Genomic DNA, 25,003 nt, shown 5'->3' on the forward strand with positions numbered 1-25,003 from the left:
GCGGCGGACCGGACGGGGACCGCGGACCGGCAGCCGGCGGCAGGCCGGACCGGGACCGCGGACCGGCAGCCGGCGGCAGGCCGGACCGGGCCCGCGGACCGGGTGCAAGTGACGGGCCCGGCACGGACGACGGGCCGGGCATCGGGTCCGGTGCGGCCGGGCGGCCGGGCGCCGGCGGGTGGGTGGGACGGCGGGCGCGGTGGGGGCGGGACGCGCGCGGGCGGTCGGCCTGGTCGCGGGGACGCCTGGTGGCCGCTCTCGCCGCGCTCGTCGCCTGGCTGATCGTGTTCCACGGGACCGTACCGGACCTGCCCGGCCGTCCGGCGAGCCTGCTGGAGGCGCTCCTGCCGTGGCTCGGCCTGACCGTGCCCGTCCTCGTGGTGGCCGCCCTCGGGCGCCGCTCGGCCGTCGCGCTGCTCGCCGCCCTGCTGCCGGCCGCGGCGTGGGCCGGCCACTTCGGGGACCGGCTGCTGCCCGCTTCGGCGGGGCCGTACGACCTCACGGTGGTGCAGCACAACGTCAGCGACGAGAACGCCGACCCCGCCGGCACCGCCCGGTCGCTCACGGCCGCCGGGGCGGAGCTGATCGCCCTGGAGGAGGTCACCCCGGCGGCGCTCCCCGCGTACCGCGCGGCCCTCGCGGAGCGCTACCCGCACCACGCGGTGCGCGGCACGGTCGGGTTGTGGTCGGTGTACCCGCTCAGCGACGTACGGGCCCCGGACATCCGGCCCCCGGGCGTCGGCGCCGGGTGGCGGCGCGCGCTGCGGGCGACGGCGACCACCCCGCACGGCGAGCTCGCGGTGTACGTGGCGCACCTGCCCTCCGTACGGCTCACCGCGCGGCGCGGCTTCGACTGCGTCCGCCGCGACGCGAGCGCCGAACTGCTGGGGGCCGCCCTGGCGGCCGAGCGACTGGACCGGGTCATCCTGCTCGGCGACCTCAACGGCACCGTCGACGAGCGCGGCCTCGCGCCGCTCACCGCGCGACTCGACACCGCGCGCTCCCGACCGGCCTTCAGCTGGCCCGCGTCCGCGCCCCTGGCCCGGATCGACCAGGTCCTCGCCCGCCGCTCGGAGGTGACGCACGTGTGGACCCTGCCCCGGACCGGCTCCGACCACCTGCCGGTGGCGGCACGCCTCCGGCACTGACCGCCGAGGGTGCCACGAGCCGCCGACGGCCGGGCGCCACCGCGGAGCCCCGACGCCCGGACACCGGGTCACCCGAAGGCCGGACGCCCGAAGGTCCGGACGCCCGGACACCCGAAGGCCCGGACGCCCACACGGCCGGATCAGGCCAGCTATACAGCACGTGTATACGCAGGGCGTATAGTGAGGCCCATGTCCATCGGTCACACCCTCCTCGGCCTCCTGGAGGCCGGCCCGCGCCACGGCTACGACCTCAAGCGGGCCTTCGACGAGAAGTTCGGCCACGACCGGCCGCTCCATTACGGGCAGGTCTACTCGACCATGTCCCGGCTCCTGAAGAACGGGCTCGTCGAGGTCGACGCCGTCGAGCCGGGCGAAGGCCCCGAACGCAAGCGGTACGCGATCACCGAGGCCGGCGTCACCGACGTCGAGCGGTGGCTCACCAGCGCTGAGAAGCCGGAGCCGTACCTCCAGTCGACGCTGTACACCAAGGTCGTGCTCGCCCTGCTCACCGGGCGCAGCGCCACCGAGCTGCTCGACACCCAGCGCGCCGAGCACCTGCGGCTGATGCGCGAGCTGACCCGCCGCAAGAAGGGCGGCGATCTGGCCGACCAACTGATCTGCGACCACGCCCTGTTCCACCTCGAGGCCGACCTGCGGTGGCTGGAACTGACCGCCGCGCGCCTGGACCAGCTGGCCGAGACGATCCGGGGAGCGGCACGATGACGGCGCGCGGACCCGCGGCACCGGACGCGGGCGGCGGCGGGGCGGGCGCCCCGGCGCCGCTGCTGCGCGCCGAGGGCCTGGGCAAGGCGTACGGGCCGACGACCGCCCTGGCCGGGGCGTCGCTGACCGTGCGGGCCGGCGAGGTCGTCGCCGTCATGGGCCCCTCCGGCTCGGGCAAGTCGACGCTGCTGCACTGCCTGGCCGGGATCGTCCGCCCCGACTCCGGCACGGTCGCCTACGACGGGCGGGAGCTGACCGCCCTGTCGGACGCCCGCCTGAGCGCGTTGCGCCGGGGCGATTTCGGGTTCGTGTTCCAGTTCGGCCGGCTGGTGCCCGAGCTGACCTGCGCGGAGAACGTCGCCCTGCCGCTGCGGCTGGCCGGCGAGCGCCGAAGGTCCGCCGAGCGGCGGGCGGTGGAGTGGCTGGAGCGCCTGGAGACCGCCGGCATCGCCGGCAAGCGGCCCGGGGAGGTCTCCGGCGGGCAGGGCCAGCGGGTCGCGGTCGCCCGCGCCCTGGTCACCGCGCCCCGGGTGGTCTTCGCCGACGAGCCGACCGGCGCCCTCGACTCGCTCAACGGCGAACGGGTGCTGGAGCTGCTCACCGACGCCGCCCGGGACACCGGCGCCGCCGTCGTCCTCGTCACGCACGAGGCGCGGGTCGCCGCGTACGCGGACCGCGAGGTCGTCGTGCGCGACGGCCGGGTGCGGGACCTGGCGGGTGTGGCGTGACCGGTCCGCGCGGCGCCGTCCGCGACCTCCTGCTCGGCGCGCGGTTCGCCGTCACGGGCGGCCGCCGCTCCTGGGCGCGTACGGCCCTCACGGCGGTCGGGGTGGGGCTCGGCGTGGCCCTGCTGCTCGTCGCCGCGTCGATCCCGCACATGCTGGACGGCCGGGAGGCCCGCACCGACGGGCGGCAGGTGTCCTTCGACGAGGCGCCCGTCTCGGCCCGCTCCTTCCGGTACGTCGAACTCTCCACCCTCTACCGCGCGGACACCGTCCACGGCGTCGCCCTGCGCCCCGACGGACCGGACGCCCCCGTACCGCCGGGCCTCGCCGCGCTGCCGGGGCCGGGCGAGATGGCCGTGTCGCCCGCCCTCGCCGAACTGCTCGCCTCGCCGGAGGGGGCGCTGCTGAAGGACCGCTTCCCCTACCGGCAGGTCGGCACCATCGGGGACGCGGGCCTCGCCGGGCCCGGAGAGTTGTTCCTGTACGCCCACGACCCGGCGGTCGCCGACGCGCCGCGGGCCGGGCGCGCGGACCGGTTCGGGCAGGGCACCGGGGAGCGGCCCCTGGAGGGTCCGCTGCTGCTGGTCGTGATCCTCGCCTGCGTCGTGCTGCTGCTGCCGGTCCTGGTGTTCGTGGCGGTGGCGGTCCGCTTCGGCGGGGAGCAGCGCGACCGGCGGCTGGCCGCGCTGCGGCTGGTCGGCGCCGACGCGGGCACGACGCGGCGCGCCGCCGCGGGCGAGGCGCTGGCGGGGGCGGTGCTCGGCATGGTGGTGGGCGGGGTGTTCTTCCTGCTGGGCCGGGAGTTCGCGGGCCGGGTCACGGTGTGGAACGTCAACGCCTTCCCGGGCGACATCGTCCCGGAGCCCGCGCTCGCGGCCGCCGTGGTGTCGGCGGTGCCGCTGTGCGCGCTCGTCGTGACCCTGCTCGCGCTGCGCGGGGTCGTCGTCGAGCCGCTGGGTGTCGTACGCGGCGGCGCGCCGCGGCCCCGGCGGCTGTGGTGGCGCCTGGTGCTCGCCGCGTCCGGCCTGGCGCTGCTGCTCCCCGCGGGGCGGCTGTACGGCGAGGACACGACGTACGACACCTACCGCGTCGCGGTGGGCGCGCTGCTGGCGCTGACGGGGTTCACCGCGCTGCTGCCCTGGCTGGTGGAGGCGGCCGTGCGGCCGCTGCGCGGCGGCCCGCCGTCCTGGCAGCTCGCCGTGCGCCGGTTGCAGCTGGGCAGCGGTACGGCAGCCCGCGCGGTCGGCGGGATCGTCGTCGCGGCCGCCGGGGCCATCGCCCTGCTGATGGTGTTCGGCGCGGTGCAGAGCGACTTCATGCGGCCGACGACCATGGACGTGGCCCGCGCCCAGTTGCGCGTGTGGTCGGCCTCGGGGGACGTCCGGACGGCGCGCGAGCTGATCGACGAGGTGGGCGCGGCGCCTGGCGTGGAGGGCGTCGTCGGCCTCGTGGAGGCGGGCGCTCGGCGGCCCGGCCCGCTGCGCGCCGGCGAGAGCTTCGTCCCGCGGACCGCGCTGACCGTCGCGGAGTGCCCGTCCCTGCGCGAGCTGGGCGAGCTGCCCTCCTGCCGGGACGGCGACGTCTTCATCGCCCGCACCCACGGTGTGGAGGGGCCGGACGACGCGTACCTCGCCGAGACGGCGCGCCCCGGCGCGCTGGTGGACCTGCGCGACGAGGACGAGCGGCCGGTGCTGTGGCGCGTCCCGGCGACGGCCCGGCTGGTGGACGCCCGCCGCGACCCGATGGGCGAGATGCCCTTCGGGATCTACGCCACGCCCGGCGTGCTGGACGCGGCGGCGCTTCCGGCGGACGCCGAGACGGTGGCGATGGTCCGGCTGGACCCGGCCGTGGCGGACGCGGCCGAGCACGCGCGGAACGCGGCGGCGCGGGTCGATCCGCTGGCCCGGGTGCGGGCCCTCCAGGACGTCGAGCGGGACGGGCGGTACACCAGCGTCCGCAGGGGCGTGCTGGCCGCCGCCTCGGCGACGATGGGGCTGATCGCACTGTCCCTGCTGGTGTCGATGGTGGAGCAGCTGCGGGAGCGCCGCGGGCCGCTCGCCGCGCTGGTCGCCTTCGGGACGCGCCGTTCGACGCTCGGCTGGTCGGTGCTGTGGCAGACGGCGCTGCCGGTCGGACTGGGGCTGGTGATCTCCGTGGCGGGCGGCCTGGCGCTGGGGGCCGCGCTGCTGCGGATGATCGACAAGACGGTGGTCGACTGGTGGGTGTTCCTGCCGGTGGTCGGGGTGGGCGCGGGACTGGTGCTCGTGGTCACGCTGCTGAGCCTGCCGGCGCTGTGGCGCCTGATGCGCCCGGACGGCCTGCGCACGGAGTGACCCGCGCCCCCACCGCCGTCGGGCCGGGGGCGGGCCGACGGCCGCGGCGGTCGGGCCCCCGGCCGTCCGGCGTCCTCAGGGGGCGTCGGCAGGGACGATCCGGACGGGCAGCGGGGCCAGGGCCTCGCGCAGGGCTCCGGCCAGCTCCTCGAACTCCGCCTGGCGGGCCGCCCCGGTCCGCATGGCGAGGGCGATCCGCCGGGAGGGGGCGGGGTCGGCGAAGTACCCGGTGGCCAGGCTGGGGTTGCGGCCGGTCTCCACCTTCACGGCGGTGCGCGGCAGCAGGGTCACGCCCAGCCCGCCGGCCACGAGCTGCACCAGCGTCGACAGGCCGGCCGCCGTCGTCGTCACGGCGGCGCCGTCCGTGCGGCCGGCCTCCCGGCAGATGTCGAGGGCCTGGTCGCGCAGGCAGTGGCCCTCGTCGAGGAGGAGCAGGTGCAGCTCGCGCAGCGCGTCGCGCGGTATGTCGGTACGGCCCCCGAGCCGGTGGTCGTCCGGGGTGACCAGGACGAAGTCCTCGTCGAAGAGCGGCAGCTCGGTGACGCCCGGCACGCCGAGCGGCACGGCCAGCAGCAGCACGTCCAGCCGCCCGGCGGCGAGCCCCTCCACCAGCGAGTACGTCTGCTCCTCGTGCACCTGGAGGTCGAGGTCGGGGTACCGCTCGTGGACCAGGCGCAGGACGGTCGGCAGCAGGTACGGCGCGACGGTCGGGATGACGCCGAGCCGCAGCACGCCCGTGAAGGGCGCCTGGACGGCCTCCGCCTCCTCCAGCAGCTCGCCCACCGCCTCCAGCACCGCCTTCGCCCGCACCGCGAGGCGCTCCCCGGCCGGGGAGAGCAGCACCCTGCGGGTCGTACGCTCCAGGAGCTGGACACCGAGTGCCTCTTCGAGTGCCGAAACCGCGCCCGAGAGCGCGGGCTGGCTCATGCCGATGGCGGCCGCCGCGTCCCTGAAGTGGAGGTGCTCGGCGACTGCCACGAACGCGCGCAGCTGCGCCAGGCTGGGCTGTTTACCCTTTTGTAGGGATGTCATGGAGGAGACCACTGATAACCGCCTTCGATCAACGCGACCCAGTCTAGCTATTTCCCTGATCAATGCACGCCGTGCCATGCTGGCGATCGTCCAACCCCCACGGATGACCCCACAAGGGAAATCCCCGCCACTAGGAGAGCGTGTGCTCACTGTCGGTGACCAGTTCCCCACGTACGACCTGACCGCCTGTGTGTCGCTCGAGAGCGGCAAGGAGTTCGCGCAGATCGACCACAAGTCCTACGAGGGCAAGTGGCGCGTGGTGTTCTTCTGGCCGAAGGACTTCACCTTCGTCTGCCCGACCGAGATCGCCGCGTTCGGCAAGCTGAACGACGAGTTCGCGGACCGCGACGCGCAGGTCCTCGGCGTCTCCGGCGACTCGGAGTTCGTGCACCACGCCTGGCGCAAGGACCACGACGACCTGCGTGACCTGCCCTTCCCGATGCTGGCCGACTCCAAGCACGAGCTGATGCGCGCGTGCGGCGTCGAGGGCGAGGACGGCTTCGCGCAGCGCGCCGTCTTCATCGTCGACCCGAACAACGAGATCCAGTTCGCCATGGTGACCGCCGGCTCCGTCGGCCGGAACCCCAAGGAGGTCCTGCGGGTCCTGGACGCCCTGCAGACCGACGAGCTGTGCCCCTGCAACTGGAGCAAGGGCGACGAGACCCTCGACCCGGTCGCGCTGCTGGCCGGCGAGTGACCAACCGGAACGGGTGAACCACCATGTCCCTTGACGCCCTGAAGTCCGCCGTACCGGACTACGCGAAGGACCTGAAGCTGAACCTCGGCTCGGTCATCGGCAACAGCGACCTCCCCCAGCAGCAGCTGTGGGGCACCGTCCTCGCCTGCGCGATCGCCTCGCGCTCGCCGAAGGTGCTGGCGGAGCTGGAGCCGGAGGCCCGGGAGAACCTCAAGCCCGAGGCGTACACGGCGGCCAAGTCCGCGGCCGCCATCATGGCGATGAACAACGTCTTCTACCGTACGCGCCACCTGCTCTCCGACCCGGAGTACGGCACGATGCGCGCCGGTCTGCGGATGAACGTCATCGGCAACCCGGGTGTGGAGAAGGTCGACTTCGAGCTGTGGTCGCTCGCCGTCTCCGCGATCAACGGCTGCGGCCAGTGCCTCGACTCGCACGAGCAGGTGCTCCGCAAGGCCGGCGTGGCGCGCGAGACGATCCAGGAGGCGTTCAAGATCGCCGCGGTGATCCAGGCGGTCGGCGCGACGCTGGACGCGGAAGCGGTGCTCGCCGAGTAGTCGGCCGCACGACGCGACGTGGAGGAGGGCCCCACCGGCAGCGGATGCCGGTGGGGCCCTCCCGCGTCCGTGGACTCAGTCGGCGCCGGGGGTCGGCACGGGCGAGGGGCGGATGCCCTCGGGGGGCGCGCCGCGCAGCACCTCCATCAGCTTCCGCATGTCCTTCACCATGGGCTCCTTCACGCCGGTCAGCGTGGCGACCGCGTCCTGGTTGGGAGGCTCCGGCACCGCCTCGTCCAGGTCGTACTCCTGCACGACGCTGACGGAGAGGCCGAGGACGGTGTGCCCGTCCAGCACGACGAGGTCGGCGTACGACTCGCCGTCGCCGAAGTACGCCCGCTCCCCCAGCCCCGCCACCGGCTGCGGCTCGGGCCCCTGCTCGAACAGCGACTGGCGCTCCACCGCGTCGAACTCGGCGCCGGGGTCGACCTGCCGGTGCAGCGCGTAGCGGATCGTCACCTCGTACGTCGTGGGCTGCTCGCCGATCTGGACGGAGCAGTACGCCCGGTCGAGCGCCGGGTGGCGGGTGGAGTCGTCGCTGGTGGTCGCGCCGCGCTTGCCGAGGGCGGCGACGAGGGAGGTGAGCGGTGCCTCGGCGCACAGCCCGTCGGTGGCCCGGTAGCCGCCGAGGTCGGGCCCCCGGTCGAGTGCCTGGTGGAGGGTGAGCCCGCCGCCCCACAGGACGGAGGCCGCCAGGGCCCCGCCGAGCGCCCAGGGCCAGGGCCGGCCGCGCAGGCCGCGGGCGGCGGTCGGGGCGTCGTCGGCCGGTCCGCGCGGTCCGCCGTCGCCGTCGCCGCCGGGCGGCGGACCGCCGGGACCGCCGGTGTACGGGGCGCCGGCGGGGGGAGCGGACGCGGCGGCGAACGGCCCGGCGCCGCCCGGGAGGGGCGTCCTGGCGCCGGGGACCCGGCCGGGTCCGGTGTCGCGGACGGGTTCCCCGTCGTCGTCGAGCAGTTCGAGGTCGGATATCACGGGCGGTCCGACGGGTCCGAGGGGTCGGAGGGATCGGCGGGGGCGCCGGGCGGCTCCGGGGGCCGCGCCCCCGGAGCCTTCGCCCCGCCCGGCCCGGACGCGGTGACGGCCTCGCCGGCGGTGACGGCCAGCCGGCGCAGGGCCTGTTCCTCGCTGTACGCGCGGAGGTAGCCGACGACGGTGTTGGTGACGGCGACCAGGGGCACGGCGACGACCGCGCCGCCGATGCCGGCGACGAGACCGCCCGTGGCGACGGTCAGGACGACGGCGAGCGGGTGCACCCGTACGGCCCGGCCGAGGATGAACGGCTGGAGGACGTGCCCCTCGATCTGCTGCACGGCCAGCACCACCAGGAGCACCATCAGGGCGGTGAACACGCCGTTGGTGACGAGGGCGACGACGACGGCGAGGGCGCCGGAGATGACGGCTCCGACCAGCGGGATGAAGGCGAAGAGGAAGATGAACACGCCGAGCGGCACCGCGAGGGGCACGTCGAGGAAGTAGATGCCAAGACCGATGAAGATCGCGTCGATGAGGGCGACGATCACCGTGCCGCGGACGTACGCGGTGAGGGTGCGCCAGGCGCGGGGCCCGGCGCCGGCGACGCCCGGCCGGGCCTGGGCGGGCACGAGCCGCAGCGTCCACTCCCACACCTTCCGCCCGTCGTAGAGGAGGAAGAGGGTCGAGAACATCGCCAGCAGCATCCCGGTGAGCACCTCGACCATGACGGTGACGCCGGTGAGGCCCGCGGAGGTGATCTGCTCGGTGTTGGTGCCGATGGTGTCGCTGAGGTTCTCGGCGATGTCGTTGATCTGGCTCTCGGTCACGTGGAACGGGCTGTCCAGCGCCCAGCGCTTCAGCTCCTCGATGCCGTCCCGCACCCGCGCGGAGACGTCGCCGAGGTTGTCCATGACCTGCCACACGACGAACCAGCCGACCAGCCCCATGATGACGAAGCCGGTGACGGCGGTGACGGCGGTGGCCACGCCGCGCGGCAGGCCGGTCCGCCGCAGCCGGGCGACGGTCGGCTGGAGCAGCGCGGTGATGAGGAGCGCGGCGACGAAGGCGAGCACGACCAGCTGCACCGCGCTGATGACCTTCATCAACACCCACAGGGTGCCCGCGAGGACGAGCAGCCGCCAGCCGGCCTCGGCGGCGACGCGCACCCCCCACGGCACGGCGTCCGCGGGGTCGGGGCGGGCCGCGACGGCCGGGGCGTACGCGGGCGGTGCGGGGACGATCCCGGGGGTGGGGGCGTCCTCGCCCGGTCCGCCCGCGGCGGTACCGGCTCCGGGGCCCGGCACGCCGCGCCGCCCGCCCGGCGGGCCGGCGGCGGGCACGCCGCCGGGGCCGTCGGCCTCCGCCTCGGCGGCCGCCCGTTCGCGACGCTCTTCCAGCTGCCGCCCCATACGGCTCAGTCCGGCACCCAGCCGGCCGAGCCACCCTGGCACTCTCGACATGTTCTTCCCTTTTCCCCCACCACTCCCCCGGCGATCCGGTTCCCCGACGGTACACGCACGGAGCCCCTCACCGAAGGACGGTGAGGGGCTCCGCGACGCGGTGCGCCGGTGTCAGTACCAGTGGTTGGCCTGCCAGAACGACCAGGCGCCGCAGGGGCTGCCGTAGCGCTCGTTCATGTAGTTGAGGCCCCACTTGATCTGGGTGGCCGGGTTGGTCCGCCAGTCGGCGCCCGCGGAGGCCATCTTGGAGCCGGGGAGCGCCTGGACCAGGCCGTACGCGCCGGAGGAGGGGTTCTGGGCGCGGTAGTTCCAGGTGGACTCGCGCTCCACGATGTTGCTGAAGCACTGGAACTGGTCGCCCGGAATCATCTGGCGTGCCATGGCCTGCACTTCGGCGACGGAGTACGAGGACTGGGTGGCGAAGCTGGAGGCGTCACGGGCGGCGTCGCGGCTGGCCCGCTCGCGGTCCTCGCGCTCCTTCTTCTCCTTCTCGGCCCGCTCCTGCTCGGCCTTCTCCTCGGCGGCGGCCTTCTTCGCCTCGGCGTCCTTGGCCGCCTGGACGCGCGCGGCCTCCCAGGCGGACTGCTGGGCCGCGGTGTCGGCGGCGGCGGCCTGCGCCTCCGCCTGCTGCGTCAGGGACGCGACCTGTACCTGGGCCTGCTCGCCGGCGGGGATGTCCGCCAGGAGGGTGGCGTCGGCGGCGGTCGCCTCGAACTTCTCCGGGGCCGCCTGCGGGTTGCCCGCGGCGACGCCGACGACGGCGCCGACGGTGGTGACCGCGGTGGCCGACGCCACCGCGAATCCCCGGACCGAGATCCGGCTCACACGGTTTCCTTCCAGCATCGCCCGCACAGGTGACCTCGCGGGCGCGATCGTGCCCCTGACGCTGGTCCCCCACTCACTGGGTCACGAGGGACACGGGCCCGGTGGGCGACTCCCCTGCGGGAGCGCCGCGTGGTGCTCGGGCGGCATACGGCGGACGGCTGTTGAGTTGTACCGCCACGGGTCCGTGAGGATGTGGCTGTGCCGTATGCGGGGCCTGACGGAAGCAAGACTCTGCCGGAAGCGCTCGGCGGGTGGCAATTCCTCGCCGCGTGTGAAAGCTCACACCCCTTCCGTCCCAGGAGTTTTGACCAAAGGGGCGCGGGACGCGGAGCCGCCCGGCTAAGCTCTCGCGCTCCGCCGGGCGGCCCAACTCCGTTATGCGGTTGTCGGCTTGGATACGGTCAGATATGTCCGTCTTCCAGCAGTTCGGTCACCAACGCGGCGATCTGCGAGCGCTCGGACCGGGTGAGCGTGACGTGCGCGAAGAGCGGATGCCCCTTCAGTTTCTCGACGACGGCGACGACTCCGTCGTACCGGCCGACCCGCAGGTTGTCCCGCTGGGCGACGTCGTGGGTGAGCACGACGCGGGAGTTCGCCCCGATCCTGGAGAGCACGGTCAGCAGGACGTTGCGCTCCAGGGACTGCGCCTCGTCCACGATGACGAAGGCGTCGTGGAGGGAGCGGCCCCGGATGTGCGTCAGGGGCAGGACCTCCAGCATGTTGCGGGCGGTGATCTCCTCGATGACCTCGCGGGAGGTGACCGCGGAGAGGGTGTCGAAGACGGCCTGGGCCCACGGGCTCATCTTCTCGGCCTCGTTGCCCGGCAGGTAGCCGAGCTCCTGCCCGCCCACGGCGTACAGTGGCCGGAACACCATGATCTTCTGGTGCTGCCGGCGTTCCAGGACCGCTTCGAGGCCGGCGCACAGCGCCAGCGCGGACTTGCCGGTGCCGGCTCTGCCGCCGAGCGACACGATGCCGACGTCCGGGTCGAGCAGCAGGTCCAGCGCGATGCGCTGCTCGGCGCTGCGCCCGCGGATGCCGAACACCTCGCGGTCGCCGCGCACCAGCCGCACCGCCCCGTCGGGCGTGGTCCGGCCCAGCGCCTTGCCGCGCGGCGACTGGAGCACCAGCCCGGTGTGCACGGGCAGCCCGGCCGTCTCGGGCACCTCCAGCGTCTCCTGCGCGTAGAGCAGGTCGACCTGTTCGGCGGAGAGCGGCACGTCGCACATGCCGGTCCAGCCCGAGTCGGTGATGGCCAGCTCGGCGCGGTACTCCTCGGCGAGGAGGCCGACGGAGGACGCCTTGATGCGCAGGGGGAGGTCCTTGGAGACGACGGTGACGTCGTACCCCTCGGCCTGGAGGTTGCGCGCCACCGCGAGGATCCGCGAGTCGTTGTCCCCGAGCCGGTAGCCGGCCGGGAGGACGCCCGGGTCCGAGTGGTTGAGCTCCACGCGCAGGGTCCCGCCGAGTTCGCCGACGGGGATGGGGGCGTCGAGGCGGCCGTACCGGACGCGCATGTCGTCCAGCAGCCGCAGCGCCTGGCGGGCGAAGTAGCCCAGCTCGGGGTGGTGCCTCTTGGCCTCCAGCTCCGTCACCACCACGATCGGCAGCACGACCTCGTGCTCCTCGAAGCGGGACATGGCGTTGGGGTCGGCCAGCAGGACGCTGGTGTCGAGTACGTAGGTGCGCCGGTCGTTCATACGGCGCTTAGTGCTGGTCACCACGGAAGGACAGACCCCCTCTGTTAGAGGCACGTGAGGTCGGTTGCGACTGCGGCGGCGTCGCGGGGGGATGGGCCGGGCTCGGGCCACGATGCGCGGGGCCGCGACACCGGCCCTCGGTCGTCCTGGTGCAAAGGGCCTCCCGGGCGAGCGGGCTTCGTACCGCTCACTCTCGCAAGGGATATGCCCTTCTCGCCGCCCCACCATGCCAGGAGAGCCGATGGCATATGACACCCCGTGGGGACGGGCGCGGGCGCTGTTCGGTGCGCGGTGGGGCGGGCGCGGTGGGGCGGGCGGGCCCGGCGTGTCGGGCCGGGTGCGGCGGGGCGCCGGACGGGCGGGCGGCCTGGGGCGGGGCCGGGCGGGGCCCGGTGGTCGGCGGTGGGGCCGGGGGGCTGGAAGGGGAACGCCTGGGGCGCCCGGCGGCACGTGGCCGGGGGGCGGTGGTGCCGGGGGGCGGTGGTGCCGGGGGGACGGTGCTGCCGGGGGGCCGGGTGGCGAGGCGTCAGGTGCCGTAGCGGCGGTGGCGGGCGGCGTAGTCGCGCAGCGCGCGGAGGAAGTCGACCTTGCGGAAGGCCGGCCAGTGGACCTCGCAGAAGTAGTACTCGGAGTGCGCGCTCTGCCAGAGCATGAAGCCGGACAGGCGCTGCTCGCCGCTGGTGCGGATCACCAGGTCCGGGTCGGGCTGGCCGCGCGTGTACAGGTGCTCGGCGATCATGTCGATGTCGACGACCTCGGCGAGCTCCTCGAACGAGGTGCCCCGCTCGGCGTGGTCGAGCAGCAGCGAGCGGACCGCGTCGGCGATCTCCTGCCGGCCGCCGTAGCCGACGGCGACGTTGACGAGTATCCCGTCGATGTGCCGCGTCGCCTCCTGGGCCTCCTTCAGGACCGCCTGGGTGCGCTGCGGCAGCAGGTCCATCGTGCCCACGTGGTGGACGCGCCAGCGGCCGTCGGAGGCGATGGTGCGGACCGCGTCCTCGATGATGCCGAGGAGCGGCACGAGCTGCGCCTCGGGCCGGTTGAGGTTGTCGGTGGACAGCATCCAGAGCGTGACGACCTCGACGTCCGTCTCCGTGCACCAGCCGAGCATCTCCATGATCTTGCTGGCGCCGGCCTTGTGCCCCTGCTCGGGCGTACCGCCGGACGCCTTCGCCCAGCGCCGGTTGCCGTCGAGGATGACGCCGATGTGCTTGGGCACCTGGGCGTGGTCGAGTCGGCCCTCCACCCGGCGCGCGTAGAGCCCGTACACCAGGTCGCGCAAGTTCACCGATCCCACCTCTCGCATCCGGGGCAGCGGACGCCCCGGGTCCCGCCACATTACTGGGCCCGGCGGACGACGGCCCAACCCAGGTGTGTCACAACTCCGTGATAGGGAGAAAGCATGTCCGCATCCCCCGTGCACCGCGCCGCCGACGACCGGTACGACTCCATGGAGTACCGCCGCACCGGCCGCAGCGGCCTCAAGCTTCCCGCCGTCTCCCTGGGCCTCTGGCACAACTTCGGCGACGACCGCACCCTGGAGTCCCAGCGCGCCATCCTGCGCCGGGCGTTCGACCTGGGTGTCACCCACTTCGACCTGGCCAACAACTACGGCCCGCCGCCCGGCTCCGCCGAGCTGAACTTCGGGAAGATCTTCGCGCAGGACTTCCGCCCGTACCGGGAAGAGCTGGTCGTCTCCACGAAGGCCGGGTACTTCATGCACCCCGGCCCGTACGGCGAGTGGGGCTCCCGCAAGTACCTGCTGTCCTCGCTCGACGCCTCGCTCCGGCGGATGGGCCTGGAGTACGTCGACATCTTCTACTCGCACCGCTTCGACCCGCACACGCCGCTCGAGGAGACGATGGGCGCGCTCGCCACCGCCGTACGGCAGGGCAAGGCGCTGTACGCGGGAGTCTCCTCGTACTCCGCCGAGCAGACGGTCGAGGCGGCCGGGCTCCTGCGCGAGATGGGCGTTCCCGCGCTGATCCACCAGCCGTCCTACTCGATGATCAACCGGTGGACGGAGGAGGACGGCCTCCTCGACACGCTGGAGGCCGAGGGCATGGGCTGCATCGCGTTCGCGCCGCTGGCCCAGGGCCTGCTCACGGACAAGTACCTGAAGGGCGTCCCGGAGGGTTCGCGGGCCTCGCTCGGCAAGTCGCTGGACCCGGGGCTGCTCTCGGAGGAGGTCGTCCGGCGGCTGCACGGCCTCGACGGCATCGCGCGGCGGCGCGGCCAGTCCCTGGCGCAGCTGGCGCTGACGTGGGTGCTGCGCGACGAGCGGATGACGTCCGCGCTGATCGGCGCGTCGAGCGTGGGGCAGCTGGAGCAGAACGTCGCGGCGCTCGGTGGCCCGGCCCTCACGGAGGAGGAGCTGCGGGAGATCGACTCGTACGCCGTCGACACCGAGGGCGTCAACATCTGGGCCGCGCGGGGCTGACCGCCGCCGACCGGCCGGGGAGGGTGACCGGCGGGGGGGGCGGGGGCGCCGGGCGCCGGGCGCCGGGCGCCGGGCAGAAAAACGGGCCGGTCCGTGGGGGGGATACGGACCGGCCCGAGGGGGGGTTTCCACCATAACCCTTCATAAGTCGTGCCGCGCGCCACGACATGCCACCACTACGCTCCGGAAACACCCGACCGCCCTGCGGACACGGCCCGGGGTGGTGCGGAACCCGCCCCCGGGCCCCGGCGTGTCCTCCGCAGGAGGGACCCCGCGTCGGGGGCGCCGGGTTGACGCCCGAGGGGCGGTCGGGGGCTCGGACCGGCCGCCGCGAACGGTCCGCGGACGCCCCTAGCGGTGGGCGAGGGCGCCGAACAGGACGCCGAGGAGTGCCCCGCCGATCATGAACGGCCCGAAGGGGATCGCGGTCCGGCGGTTCGCGCGCCGCAGCGCGACGAGACCGAGCCCGTACAGGGCACCGAGGAGGAACCCGGCGAACGCGCCGCTCAGCAGCACCCCCCAGCCGTACCAGCCGAGCGCGCAGCCCAGTGGGAGGGCGAGCTTCACGTCGCCGAAGCCCATGCCGTCCGGGTTCACCAGGAACAGCACGAGGTACGCCCCGCCGAGCGCGAGCCCGCCGAGGACGGCCGTGCGCCACGACCCGGCGTGGCCGGGCAGCAGCGCGGCGGCCCCGAGGAGCAGGGGCAGGGCCGCGGCGAGCGGCAGGGTGAGGAGGTCGGGGAGCCGGTGCACCCGCCGGTCGACGACCGCGAGGAGCAGCGCGAACGGCGCGGCGAGCAGCCACACGGCCAGCTCGGGCCGGTACCCGGTGGCGGCGGCGAGTGCGGAGGAGGCGGCGGCACCGACGACGGCGGGGACGACCGCCGGGCGCGGCCGGCGGGCGGGGGATGGCGGGGTGGCCGCCCCGGCGGGCGGGGTGGCCGGCCGGGCGGGCGGGGTGGCCGGCCGGGCGGGCGGGGTGGCCGGCCGGGCGGGCGGGGTGGCGGCCCGGGCGGGCGCAGTGGCGGCCTCGCCGGGCGGGGCCGTGGCGTCGCTGGACGGGGCCGTGGCGTCGCCCCGCGGGGCGGTGGCCTCGCCCGGTGGGGTGGCGGCCGGTCGGTCGGCGGGCGCGCAGGCGGGGCAGCGGGCGGGGCCGAGCCAGCCGCGCGGGCCGGGGGCGTATGGGTGCCCGGCGGGGCAGGCGGTACGCCAGGGGTCGTCGGGTTCGACGGCGAGCCGGTAGGCGGCGCGCTGCGCGAGCGCCCCCGCGGCGGCACCCCACAGGGCGGCGACGGCGATCAGGGTGGCGTCCACGGGGCCGACCTTAGGGGGATGTGGTGGACAGGTCACGGGGTCGGTGGGCGGCGGGCGGTGTTCGGTTGGGGGGGTGTTGGGCGGGTGGCGGGGGCAGCGGACGGTGTTCGGTGGGCGGCGAGGCCGGTGGGCGGCGGGCAGTGTTCGGCGGGGGGGGGGAGCGGCGACCGGCGGGCGGTGTTTGGCGGTTGGGCGGTGGGCATGCCAGGGGGCCGATGCGCGCGCGGGCCACGGAAGACGGCGGACGTGTTCGGCGGGTGGCCACGGGGCCGTACCGTTCGGGCATGGCGGAGTGGCGGAACGGTACGGGCGTCCTCAGGGTCGTGGACGGCGGCGGCGCCGGGGGCGCGGGCGGGGGCGTCGACGGCGCGGGCGTCGACGGCGCGGGCGGTGGCGGCGCGGGCGGTGGCGGTGGCGTCCCGGTCGAGATCGCGGCGACGTACCGGTCGCGGGCGCGGGGGCTGCTCGGCCGGGACGGGATCGACGGGGCGCTGCTGCTGACGCCGTGCGGCAGCGTGCACACCTTCCGGATGCGGTTCGCCATCGACGTGGCGTACCTGCGGCGCGACCTGACGGTCCTCGCGGTCGTGCGGGGGATGCGGCCCGGCCGGCTGGGGCTGCCCCGGCCGCGGGCCCGGCACGTGCTGGAGGCGGAGGCCGGGGCGTGGGAGCGGTGGGGGGTGCGGCCGGGCGTGCGGCTCGCCGTGGACCCGGATCCGGCCGGTCAGGGCGGGCCGGGGCCGAGCAGCGTGAACGCCCCGTAGGCCGCCGACCCGGCCGCGAGGACGGCGAGGACGGCCGCCGCGTACCGGTCGCGGAGCCGGGCCAGCGCGACCGCGGCGGGGAGCAGCAGCGGGAACGCCGGCATGATCAGGCGGGGGCGGGAGCCGAAGTACGCGGCGCCGACGAGCGACACCGCGACGACGGCCAGGGTGTAGACGAGGACGGGCAGCGGCTGCCGCTGCCGCACGCACAGCCACACGGCCCAGCCGAGGACGGCGAACGCCGCGAGGAGGCCGACGCCCGCGAGCGGCTGCGGACCGGTCAGGTGCCCCCACACGAACCGGGCGAGTGCCGCGCCACCGTCGATGCTGTTGCCCCAGGCGGCCTGGACGTCGAAGTACGCGGTGGGGCTGCCGACCCGCACGGCGACGTACACGACGTACGCCAGCCAGCCCAGCGGCGCGAGCAGCACCCCGGCGACGAGCCCGGGGGTGACGCGCCGTTCGCGGACCACGGTGGCCAGCGCGGTCACGCCGACGGCCGCGATGACCGCGACGGCGGACGGCCGGGTCAGCCCGGCCAGCGCGGCCAGGGACCCGGCGGCGACCCAGCGGCCCCGGAGCACGGCGTACAGGGCCCAGGCGGCGAACGCCGTGAAGAGCGTCTCCGTGTACGCCATCGACTGGACGAACGCCGTCGGGTACACGCCCCACACCACCGCGAGCAGGACGCCGGCGCGCCGCCCCGCGAGGTGGGAGCCCACGGCGTGGATGCCCCAGGCGGCGGCGAGGGAGGCGCTCCACGCGACGACGAGCCCGGCCCCGGCGGCGGTGAGCGGCAGCACTTCGGACAGGGCCCGTTCGAGGGCGGGGAGGAGCGGGAAGAACGCCAGATCGGAGTGGACGGCGCCGTCGGGGAGGACGGTCTCGTAGCCGTATCCGTGCTCGGCGACGCGGGCGTACCAGACGGCGTCCCAGCGGCCCGAGAGCCGGTGCCAGGGGTCCTCACCGGCCGCCGCAGCGGCGACGAGGAGGACGGCTACGCCGACCAGGCGCGCCGCCGCGTAGCCCAGCAGGGCGGGGGCGGCGCAGGCGAGGCCGTGCGGTCTTGCCGGCCGGTCGGGAGGGTCCAGGAGCACTGCCCGATTATGCCGCCGGGCGCGCCGGGAACGGCCGGGGCAGCGGTGTGAGCTACGTCCCGGCGCCGGAGGTCGCGGGCGGCGGACGGGGCGGAGGGCTGTCGTCCGGTGCGCGCGGCTGGTTGGGTCGGGCACGGGGGCGGGACGACGACCGGTCGACCGCCGGGGAGGGGGACCCGATGCGTACGGGGATGAAGGCCGCGGTGGCGGTGTCGGCGGGGCTGCTGGTGACGGGGTGCACGGCGGACAGGGACGGGGCTCGGGTGGGGGCGGGGCGTCCGCCGGGGCGCGTCCTACGGCGACGGCGGGGACGGCGGGGACGGCGGGCGGGCCGACGGACGCGTCGCCTCGGCCGGAGGTGACCCGGCCGGAGGTACGGCAGGGGTTCCGACAGGTCGCGTCGGGCGGTCCGCACCGGGGCGACGGTCGCCTGGGGACGGTCCGGCTGCCGGCGGGCACGACCTGGGTGGAGGTGCACTGCCTGGCGAACCCCGGCCCGCCCCCGGCGTCCCGGGTCCAGGTCACCGTCGGCACCGGCCTGTCCTGGTCGTTCACCTGCACCGACGGCGAGGGCGGGGACGAGGGCGACGGGGTGCACCGGGAGGCCACGCAGACAGACGTCTCCACCGCCGAGGAGGGCGCCGTGCTGGTCGAGGCGCCGCCGACCGTCCAGTGGAACGCGAGCGTCCAGGTGGGCGCGCCGGGCGCCTGACGGGTGGTGGGGCGGCCGGTCGGGGCGGCCGACCGGTGGCGCCGGTCGGGCCGGTGGCGCCGGTCGGGGTCGAGGCCGGGGTCAGCCGGCGGTCGGGAAGGAGACCTCCACGCGGCGGTTCTTCCGGCGGCCCTCCTCGGTGCTGTTGTCGGCGATGGCGTACTGCTCGCCGTAGCCGCGGATCTCGTAGGTGACGTTCGTCCCGGCCAGCAGCGGGGAGAGGACGCCGTGCACGGCGTCCGCCCGCTGCTTCGACAGGACGTCGCCGTGGGCGGAGGAGCCGAGGTTGTCGGTGAAGCCGAAGATGCGGATCCTGGAGGCGTTGCGCTTCTTGATCTCCTCGGCGATGGCCGCGATACGGGCGTCCGCCTCGGGGGTCAGCTTGGCGCTGTCCTTGCCGAAGAGGACCTCCGCCTGGAGCGCGAACTTGAGGTTGGTGCTGGTCTCCTCACGCCGCTCCTCGCCGCCCTGGGACTCCACGATGGAGACGATGGGCAGCACCTTCGCGGCGGCCAGGGTGGCGCCGTCGCGCATCTTGAGTCCGGGCGCGGTCGCGTCCACCTCGGGCGGCGCCACAGTGGACTCCGTACCGGGCGGCACGCTCGGCGTCTCGTCGGCACGCGCGGCCGCCGGGACGGTGAACTGGACGGCGGCGGCGAGGACGACCGCCACGAGGAACGTCGCGGCGGGGCGACGGGCGGGGGCTGGGCTCGGCGTACGCATCACGAGAGCTCGATCGTGGCGGTGGGCATGAGGGGGACTTGGATGTCGACCCGGGTGACGTTCGCGGGCGGTGCCGGGAACTGGGCGAAGACGGCGACCGACTTGCCCGCCTCCAGGCTCGTGATGCCGGTCGTGGTGAGCGGATACCCTTCCGTGTCCCTCAGCACGTAGTACCGCTTCTTCTCCGTCTTGTCGACGAGCGTGATGCCGGCGAAGGAGGGGCCGGTCCGCTTCACGTTGATCTCGTCGCCGCTCCACTGCGACTTCGCCACCAGCAGTTGCGACGTCGTGTTCTTGAGCGTCGCGGAGACGGTGAGGAAGCCGCCCTCGTCACGGACGGCGCTGTGGACGATGAAATGGAAACCGCTGCCGCTGTCGATGGTCGCCAGCACCTTGCTCCTGTCCGGCCCCGTGGGGTCGGCCTCCCCGCCGGCGGGCTCGTCCGGCTCGCGAGGCGCGGAGGACACGCTGCCCGCGTTCTGCGGCGGCTCCTTCGCCTTCGCGCCGCCCTCCCCGCCGCCGTCCCCGCCGCAGCCCGTCAGCAGGGCCGTCAGCGCGGCGGCCGTCGCGGCCACCCGAACCGCGCGGGCGGTCACTCCGTACTGCCTACCCATGCGTGTCATTCCTCTGTGTTCCTTCACGTCAGTCCTCGGTCAGCCGTACTTCGAAGAGGTCGGACATGTCCGGGAGGTCCTCGGGGTCCAGGTCCAGTCGGGTGCCGTCACAGGTGATCGAACCGAGGGCCGGAGCGTCCTGATCGGTGTCACCGGCGCCGTCCGACGGGTCGCCGGGAGCGGGTGACTCGCCAGGGTCACCGGGGCCGGTGGTCTCCGTCGGATCGGGGGCTTCGGCGGGGTCCGGGGGGTCGAAGGCGCAACGCGGCTCGACCACAGCGGTGGCGGTCGCGATCGCGTGCTGTCCTTCCGTGCCCGGCAGGATGGTGTCCCCAACGGGCTTCACCGACCGGACGGTCACGCGGAAGCCCCAGCGGCCGTCGCCGAGCATGACGCATCCCTCGCCGGCGATCGAGGCTCCGTTCATCGCGGCGTACCGCCCGCCCGCGGCGCACCCGTCCTCACCCGTCAACTCGCCCTCGAACAGGTCCTCCCAGCCGTCGACGCCGAGGCCGTCCAGCAGGAAGCCGTCCCGGGAATCCTTCGCCGCTGCCAGCGCGGCGGCGTCCGCCGCCGACTGGGCGCCGTTGCGCGTGGCACCGGCCTGGCCGACCGCGAAGAACGCGAGCGCGAGGAAGAGCAGGCTCACCACCATGAAGATGTACAGCGGTGACGCCTGCCCACGGTCACTGTGGCCTTGCCCGGGGCCCGTCAGCCACCGCCGCCGACGATCTTCGTCACCTGGGTGACCAGGCCGTTCGCGATCGCGGCGCCCGCACCTGACCCCACGACGGCCGCGATGATCACCCCGACCAGGATGATGATGCCCACGTACTCCACGGCCCCCTGTCCCCGGTCCCCCCGGTGTTTCAGGTGGGTCGTCGTGGTCTTCGCCCAGGTGCCCACGTACACCTTGGCCTGAGTCAGGGCCTTCAGTGCGATGTTCGACATGGCGGTCCCCTCCGGGATCGGGATCGTGCGGGTCTTCCGTGACGGGTGTGACGGGTGTGCGTGGTGCGGGGGCCGGTCCGGTGGTCACGCGGGTGGTGGCGTGGCCGTACTCAGGGTGAGCCCCCTTCATCATGGGCCCCAACGCCCCGGCGTGGGCCCGAATCGGGAACGGGGATGTGATTCGCCGGTCGGCCACGGTCCGTCCTGCCCCCCTTCGTCCCGACTGTGCCGGATCGCCCGGCGGGGTCGGGGTACCCACGTCCGCCTGCCGTTGACTCGGCAACGAATGTCCCACATCCGCTTGCGTAAGCGAAGGGTGTTCGGGAGATTCGGCGCGGTGATTTTTCGGCTGGACGCCAGTGCGCGGACGGGCTGTTGACGGTTCGGGGCGCGGGTCACGGCAAGGCGTGTGTGCGGTCGCAGATGATTGACGACTGTCGGGGTGCGCCATGTCAGCCGCCGCCCAGGAGGTCGGAGAGGTCGACGCCCGAGCCGTAGTAGAAGCTCAGCGCGATCAGGATCATCGTGGCCGGCAGCATGACCAGCGTCACCACGAGGGTGGTCTTCGGTACGGCCTTGGCCGCGGCGCGGCGGGCGTTCTGCGCGTCGGTCCTGCGCATGTCGTTGGCGATCTGTATCAGCGTGTCCACGATCGGCGCGCCCAGTTCCTCGCCCTGCTGGAGGGCGGTGACGAACATCGACACCTGCTCGGAGGCGTTGCGCCGGCGCAGTTGGTCGAACGCCTCGCGGCGGCTGACGCCCATGTCCATCTGGCGCAGGGTGATGCGCAGTTCGTCGGCCCAGGGACCGGAGTACTTGTCGGCGACGCGCTCCAGGGCCTGGCGGAAGCCGAGGCCGGCGGAGACGACGACGGCGAGGACGTCGAGGAAGTCGGGCAGGGTGCGTTCGATGTCGTCCCTGCGGCGCCGGACGGCGATGCGCAGCAGGACGTCGGTCCAGGTGAGCCCGTACGCGAGGACGACCGCGGCGACGACCGCCTGGCCACGCAGCAGCATCGCCAGGGCGGCGGCGACGCCGAGGGTGCCGTAGACGGCGCGGCGGGCCGCGTACCGGTCGACGGTGAGGCCGCCGGGGTTGCCGGCCATGTCGAGGCGGCGGCGCAGGGCGTCGACCCGCCGGGGGCCCATCAGGCGCAGGACGGCGGGGGCGTACCGCATGCCGAGCCGGTCGACGCCCGAGGCGACGGCGGTGGTGCGGGTGGCGCCCACCTCCAGGGCGACGGCGAGGTCGCCGGGGAGGCGGGCCTCGGCCCGGTAGAGGCGTACGCCGTGGAAGGCGCCGTACACCGCGAGGGCCGCGAGGGCGGCCAGCAGGAGGACCATGTCGGGTTCCGTTCCTTCCCCGGTGCCTCAGACCCGCACCCGGGAGAGGCGACGGATCATCACGAAGCCGGCGGTGTACAGCGCGAAGGCGACGACCGAGCCGACCTGCCCGGCGAAGGAGCCCGTCATCTTGTCCAGTGCGCCCGGGTTCATCCCGTTGATCATGAGGAGGAAGCCCAGGCCCAGCAGGGGCAGGGCGAAGGCGGTGACCTTCACCTGGGAGAGCAGGGTGGTCACCTCGCGCCGGGTCTCCTTGCGCTCGTCGAGCGTGCCGGTGAGGTTGCGCAGGGAGCCGACGACCTGGCCGCCGGCGCGGTTCGACAGGACGAGGGTGGTGACGAGGACGACCAGTTCGCGGGAGGGCAGCCGGTCCGCGAGGTCGCCGAGCGCGTCGTCGAGGCTGTGGCCGACGGCGAGTTGGTCGGCGACCCTGCGGAGCTCCTCACCCGCCGGGTCGTCGAGCTCGTCGGCGGCCATGGCGATGGCGGTGCGCAGGGCGAGCCCGGCCTGCGTGGCGTTGGCCAGGACGCGGGTCAGCTCGGGCAGCTGGTTGATGAACGCCTCGGTGCGGCGCTGGCGCTGCCAGCCGAGGAAGGCGTCGGCGCCCCACAGGCCGGCGAGGACGGCGAGGACGCCGAAGAACGGGGCGAAGACGGCGGAGACGGTGAGGTACACGGCGAGGAGGACCGCGACGGCGTAGACGACGTACTCGCCGGGCGTGACGTCGAGGCCGGTGACGGCGAGCTTCCGTTCGAGGCGGCGGCCCGCCCTCGTCGCGCGCAGCCGGCGGTCCAGGCCGGCGAAGCGGCGTCCGCGTCCGGTGCTCGGCAGCGGGCCCGTGTGGGTCATCCGGGCCACGAGCGCCTTCTGCTGCGCCCGGCCCGCGGCGTAGCTGTGGACGCCCACGACGGCCAGGAGGCCGGCGAGCAGCGTCACGCCGAGGGTGAGGAGCGGGAGGTTGTCCATCGTGTCGTCGTCTCGTCCGTCGGGCGGGGGGCGGGCGGGCAGGGGGTCAGGGGCGGGCGGGGGTCAGGCGGCCGTGCCGCGGGCCGCCAGTTGGGCGTCGTCGAGGGCGACGCCGAAGGCCGCCGGGGTGGGCTCGTTGTACATGTACAGCCGCTCGGCGACCCGCCGGGGCAGCGGGTGGTGGGTGAACCTGCCGTACACGCGGCCGTCCGGGGCCATCGGCTGGGCGTCGAACCGGCAGACCGTGACGATGCGGTACTCCTCGCGGCCGTGCGAGTCGACGATCGCGACCTCCGTGATCCGGCGGGAGCCGTCGGCGTGCCGGGTGAGCTGCACCAGGACGTCGACGGCGCTGTTGATCTGGTCCTTGATGGCGGCGAACGGCACCTCGACCTCCGACATGGACGCCAGGGTCTGCAGCCGCATCAGCGCGTCCTCCGCGCTGTTGGCGTGGACGGTGGCGAGGGACCCGTCGTGGCCGGTGGACATGGCCTGGAGCATGTCGAGCGTCTCACCGCCGCGCACCTCGCCGACGATGATGCGGTCGGGGCGCATGCGGAGGGAGTTGCGGACGAGGTCGCGGATGGTGATGCGGCCCTTGCCCTCGACGTTGGGGGGCCGGGACTCCAGGGTGATGACGTGGGACTGCTGGAGTCGGAGTTCCGCGGAGTCCTCGATGGTGACGATGCGCTCGCCGTCCGGGACGAGGCCGGAGAGGGCGTTGAGGAGGGTGGTCTTCCCGGTTCCGGTGGCCCCGGAGACGATGACGTTGAACTTGGCGCGCACCAGCCCGGCGAGGAGCATCACCATGTGCTCGTCCAGCGACCCGAGCGCCACCATCTCGTGGAGGGTGAACGCGCGCGGGAAGCGCCGGATGGTGAGGACGGGGCCGGTGAGGGAGAGCGGCGGAATGACGACGTTGACGCGCTCCCCGGAGGGCAGGCGGGCGTCGACCATGGGGTTCGACTCGTCGACGCGGCGGTTGACGGTGGAGACGATGCGCTCGATCGTCTGCATGAGCTGCTCGGTGGAGGAGAAGCGCATCGGGAGGCGTTCGAGCCGGCCGTGCCGCTCCACGTACACCTGCTCGGGACCGTTGACCATGATCTCGCTGATGGAGGCGTCCTCCAGGAGCGGTTCGAGGATGCCGAGCCCGAGCGCCTCGTCGACGACGCGGCGGATGAGCTGGGACCGCTCGGTGGACGACAGGACCGGGCCCTCGCGGCTGATGATGTGGCCGAGGACGCGTTCGAGGCGGGCGCGGCGGTCGGCGGCGGGGAGCGCCGACATCTCGGCGAGGTCGATCTCCTCCAGGAGCTTGGCGCGGTAGACGCCGACGAGGTGGTTCTCCTCGCCGTCCCTGCCGCCGGCCGGCTCCGGGGTGGTGATGCGGGCGCGCAGGCTCACGGGGTCCCTCCCTCGCTGCTGGTCACGGGCATGGTGGTGGTCCGGGTGACCGGGTCGAAGCTGAGGAGGGGCAGGACGGCCGGGATGGGGACGGTGACGGAGGCCGTCACCTCCTCGGCGCCGGCGGGCGCGCTGACGGACGCGCCGTCGGCGAGCCAGCCGCTCATGGCGGCCCGCCCCGCCGACGAGCCGTCACCGCCCTGGGAGGCGACGCGCGCGGCGGCCCGGGAGGCCGTGCCGGCCTGCTGGACGGCGTACGCGACGATGCCCAGCTGGACGGCGGCGAGCGCGGCCAGGATGAGGATGCCGACCCAGCCGGCGAACTCGACGGCGGCCTGGCCTCCGTCACGGCGCCGGCGGGAGCGGGGGCGGAGGTGAGGGCGGGGGCGGCGGCGGGGGCTGAGGCCCACAGGGCTCCCGGGGGCGCCGGGTGGGGACGGGCTCGTGGCTGTGGGCGCGGCCGTGGGTGCGCCGGCGGGCGTGGGCGGGCGCGTCATGCG

At 74.6% G+C, this 25,003-nt stretch carries 25 protein-coding genes; 9 read left to right on the top strand and 16 right to left on the bottom strand.

From position 1 onward, the window contains the following. Positions 1–182 precede the first annotated feature (182 nt). From LPA54_RS21785 to LPA54_RS21800, 4 genes are all read left to right on the top strand, one after another. Positions 183–1,148 carry an endonuclease/exonuclease/phosphatase family protein gene (locus LPA54_RS21785; RefSeq protein WP_228980533.1) on the top strand — a complete coding sequence of 322 codons (966 nt, stop codon included), beginning with the start codon at positions 183–185 and terminating at the stop codon, positions 1,146–1,148. 189 nt (positions 1,149–1,337) lie between these two features. Next, the gene (locus LPA54_RS21790; RefSeq protein WP_228980374.1) at positions 1,338–1,871 is read left to right on the top strand and encodes a PadR family transcriptional regulator; all 534 of its coding nucleotides are present in this window, start codon (positions 1,338–1,340) and stop codon (positions 1,869–1,871) included. Continuing rightward, positions 1,868–2,599, top strand: coding sequence for an ABC transporter ATP-binding protein (locus LPA54_RS21795; protein WP_228980375.1), 732 nt, complete (start codon positions 1,868–1,870; stop codon positions 2,597–2,599). Before LPA54_RS21790 ends, LPA54_RS21795 begins: the two co-directional genes overlap by 4 nt. Then, positions 2,596–4,929, top strand: a complete 2,334-nt coding sequence (locus tag LPA54_RS21800) for an FtsX-like permease family protein (RefSeq protein ID WP_228980377.1) — start codon at positions 2,596–2,598, stop codon at positions 4,927–4,929. Before LPA54_RS21795 ends, LPA54_RS21800 begins: the two co-directional genes overlap by 4 nt. Positions 4,930–5,004: 75 nt before the next feature. Here the strand turns inward: LPA54_RS21800 and LPA54_RS21805 are convergent, their stop codons facing one another. Continuing rightward, a complete protein-coding gene (locus LPA54_RS21805; protein ID WP_228980379.1) occupies positions 5,005–5,961 on the bottom strand; it encodes a hydrogen peroxide-inducible genes activator in 957 nt (318 codons plus the stop codon). A 142-nt stretch (positions 5,962–6,103) separates the two neighbouring features. Between LPA54_RS21805 and LPA54_RS21810 the strand changes: the two genes are divergently transcribed. Together LPA54_RS21810 and LPA54_RS21815 are read left to right on the top strand one after the other, a co-directional pair. Further along, on the top strand, positions 6,104–6,658 hold the full coding sequence (locus LPA54_RS21810) for a peroxiredoxin (RefSeq protein WP_228980381.1): 555 nt from the start codon (positions 6,104–6,106) through the stop codon (positions 6,656–6,658). Positions 6,659–6,681: 23 nt separating this feature from the next. Continuing rightward, on the top strand, positions 6,682–7,215 hold the full coding sequence (locus LPA54_RS21815; RefSeq protein ID WP_058944946.1) for an alkyl hydroperoxide reductase: 534 nt from the start codon (positions 6,682–6,684) through the stop codon (positions 7,213–7,215). Between the two features lie 75 nt (positions 7,216–7,290). Here the strand turns inward: LPA54_RS21815 and LPA54_RS21820 are convergent, their stop codons facing one another. From LPA54_RS21820 to LPA54_RS21840, 5 genes are all read right to left on the bottom strand, one after another. Next, positions 7,291–8,187: a hypothetical protein gene (locus LPA54_RS21820; RefSeq protein WP_228980383.1), complete on the bottom strand. Its 897-nt coding sequence runs from the start codon at positions 8,185–8,187 to the stop codon at positions 7,291–7,293. Then, positions 8,184–9,647 carry an AI-2E family transporter gene (locus tag LPA54_RS21825; RefSeq protein ID WP_228980385.1) on the bottom strand — a complete coding sequence of 488 codons (1,464 nt, stop codon included), beginning with the start codon at positions 9,645–9,647 and terminating at the stop codon, positions 8,184–8,186. The genes LPA54_RS21820 and LPA54_RS21825 overlap by 4 nt, the downstream gene beginning before the upstream one ends. Before the next feature lie 111 nt (positions 9,648–9,758). Further along, positions 9,759–10,472, bottom strand: coding sequence for a transglycosylase SLT domain-containing protein (locus tag LPA54_RS21830; RefSeq protein ID WP_228980387.1), 714 nt, complete (start codon positions 10,470–10,472; stop codon positions 9,759–9,761). Positions 10,473–10,873: 401 nt separating this feature from the next. Beyond that, positions 10,874–12,196: a PhoH family protein gene (locus tag LPA54_RS21835; RefSeq protein ID WP_228980389.1), complete on the bottom strand. Its 1,323-nt coding sequence runs from the start codon at positions 12,194–12,196 to the stop codon at positions 10,874–10,876. A 502-nt stretch (positions 12,197–12,698) separates the two neighbouring features. After that, complete coding sequence (locus LPA54_RS21840; protein ID WP_228980391.1) at positions 12,699–13,460, bottom strand: isoprenyl transferase; 762 nt, start codon at positions 13,458–13,460, stop codon at positions 12,699–12,701. Positions 13,461–13,574: 114 nt separating this feature from the next. Here LPA54_RS21840 and mgrA point away from each other — a divergent pair, with 114 nt between their 5' ends. After that, positions 13,575–14,612, top strand: a complete 1,038-nt coding sequence (gene mgrA, locus LPA54_RS21845) for an L-glyceraldehyde 3-phosphate reductase (RefSeq protein WP_228980393.1) — start codon at positions 13,575–13,577, stop codon at positions 14,610–14,612. 351 nt (positions 14,613–14,963) lie between these two features. Here the strand turns inward: mgrA and LPA54_RS21850 are convergent, their stop codons facing one another. Beyond that, the gene (locus LPA54_RS21850; RefSeq protein WP_228980395.1) at positions 14,964–15,926 is read right to left on the bottom strand and encodes an A24 family peptidase; all 963 of its coding nucleotides are present in this window, start codon (positions 15,924–15,926) and stop codon (positions 14,964–14,966) included. Between the two features lie 284 nt (positions 15,927–16,210). Between LPA54_RS21850 and LPA54_RS21855 the strand changes: the two genes are divergently transcribed. Further along, a complete protein-coding gene (locus LPA54_RS21855) occupies positions 16,211–16,690 on the top strand; it encodes a DUF192 domain-containing protein (RefSeq protein WP_228980399.1) in 480 nt (159 codons plus the stop codon). On the opposite strand, the gene LPA54_RS21860 is transcribed toward LPA54_RS21855, so the two are convergent. After that, entirely contained in the window at positions 16,651–17,787 is a 1,137-nt protein-coding gene (locus tag LPA54_RS21860; RefSeq protein WP_228980401.1) for a mannosyltransferase family protein, read from the bottom strand. The genes LPA54_RS21855 and LPA54_RS21860 overlap by 40 nt on opposite strands. Before the next feature lie 358 nt (positions 17,788–18,145). Here LPA54_RS21860 and LPA54_RS21865 point away from each other — a divergent pair, with 358 nt between their 5' ends. After that, on the top strand, positions 18,146–18,499 hold the full coding sequence (locus LPA54_RS21865) for a hypothetical protein (RefSeq protein ID WP_228980402.1): 354 nt from the start codon (positions 18,146–18,148) through the stop codon (positions 18,497–18,499). An 81-nt stretch (positions 18,500–18,580) separates the two neighbouring features. Here LPA54_RS21865 and LPA54_RS21870 read toward each other — a convergent pair whose 3' ends face one another. From LPA54_RS21870 to LPA54_RS21905, 8 genes are all read right to left on the bottom strand, one after another. Continuing rightward, positions 18,581–19,222, bottom strand: a complete 642-nt coding sequence (locus LPA54_RS21870; protein ID WP_228980404.1) for an OmpA family protein — start codon at positions 19,220–19,222, stop codon at positions 18,581–18,583. Next, positions 19,222–19,836 (bottom strand): hypothetical protein, encoded by a 615-nt coding sequence (locus tag LPA54_RS21875; protein ID WP_228980406.1) that lies wholly within the window; start codon positions 19,834–19,836, stop codon positions 19,222–19,224. The genes LPA54_RS21870 and LPA54_RS21875 overlap by 1 nt, the downstream gene beginning before the upstream one ends. Before the next feature lie 28 nt (positions 19,837–19,864). Beyond that, positions 19,865–20,551: a pilus assembly protein TadG-related protein gene (locus LPA54_RS21880; RefSeq protein ID WP_267487466.1), complete on the bottom strand. Its 687-nt coding sequence runs from the start codon at positions 20,549–20,551 to the stop codon at positions 19,865–19,867. Continuing rightward, a complete protein-coding gene (locus LPA54_RS21885; protein WP_228980409.1) occupies positions 20,548–20,787 on the bottom strand; it encodes a hypothetical protein in 240 nt (79 codons plus the stop codon). The genes LPA54_RS21880 and LPA54_RS21885 overlap by 4 nt, the downstream gene beginning before the upstream one ends. A gap of 452 nt (positions 20,788–21,239) precedes the next feature. Beyond that, the gene (locus tag LPA54_RS21890; RefSeq protein WP_228980410.1) at positions 21,240–22,130 is read right to left on the bottom strand and encodes a DUF5936 domain-containing protein; all 891 of its coding nucleotides are present in this window, start codon (positions 22,128–22,130) and stop codon (positions 21,240–21,242) included. 27 nt (positions 22,131–22,157) lie between these two features. Next, positions 22,158–23,096, bottom strand: a complete 939-nt coding sequence (locus tag LPA54_RS21895) for a type II secretion system F family protein (RefSeq protein ID WP_228980411.1) — start codon at positions 23,094–23,096, stop codon at positions 22,158–22,160. A gap of 63 nt (positions 23,097–23,159) precedes the next feature. Continuing rightward, positions 23,160–24,503: a CpaF family protein gene (locus tag LPA54_RS21900; protein WP_228980413.1), complete on the bottom strand. Its 1,344-nt coding sequence runs from the start codon at positions 24,501–24,503 to the stop codon at positions 23,160–23,162. Further along, a complete protein-coding gene (locus LPA54_RS21905; RefSeq protein ID WP_228980414.1) occupies positions 24,500–24,913 on the bottom strand; it encodes a TadE family protein in 414 nt (137 codons plus the stop codon). The genes LPA54_RS21900 and LPA54_RS21905 overlap by 4 nt, the downstream gene beginning before the upstream one ends. Between the last annotated feature and the right edge of the window lie 90 nt (positions 24,914–25,003).

Origin of the sequence: Streptomyces sp. DH12, assembly GCF_020873895.1 — a bacterium.
GTDB lineage: Bacteria > Actinomycetota > Actinomycetes > Streptomycetales > Streptomycetaceae > Streptomyces.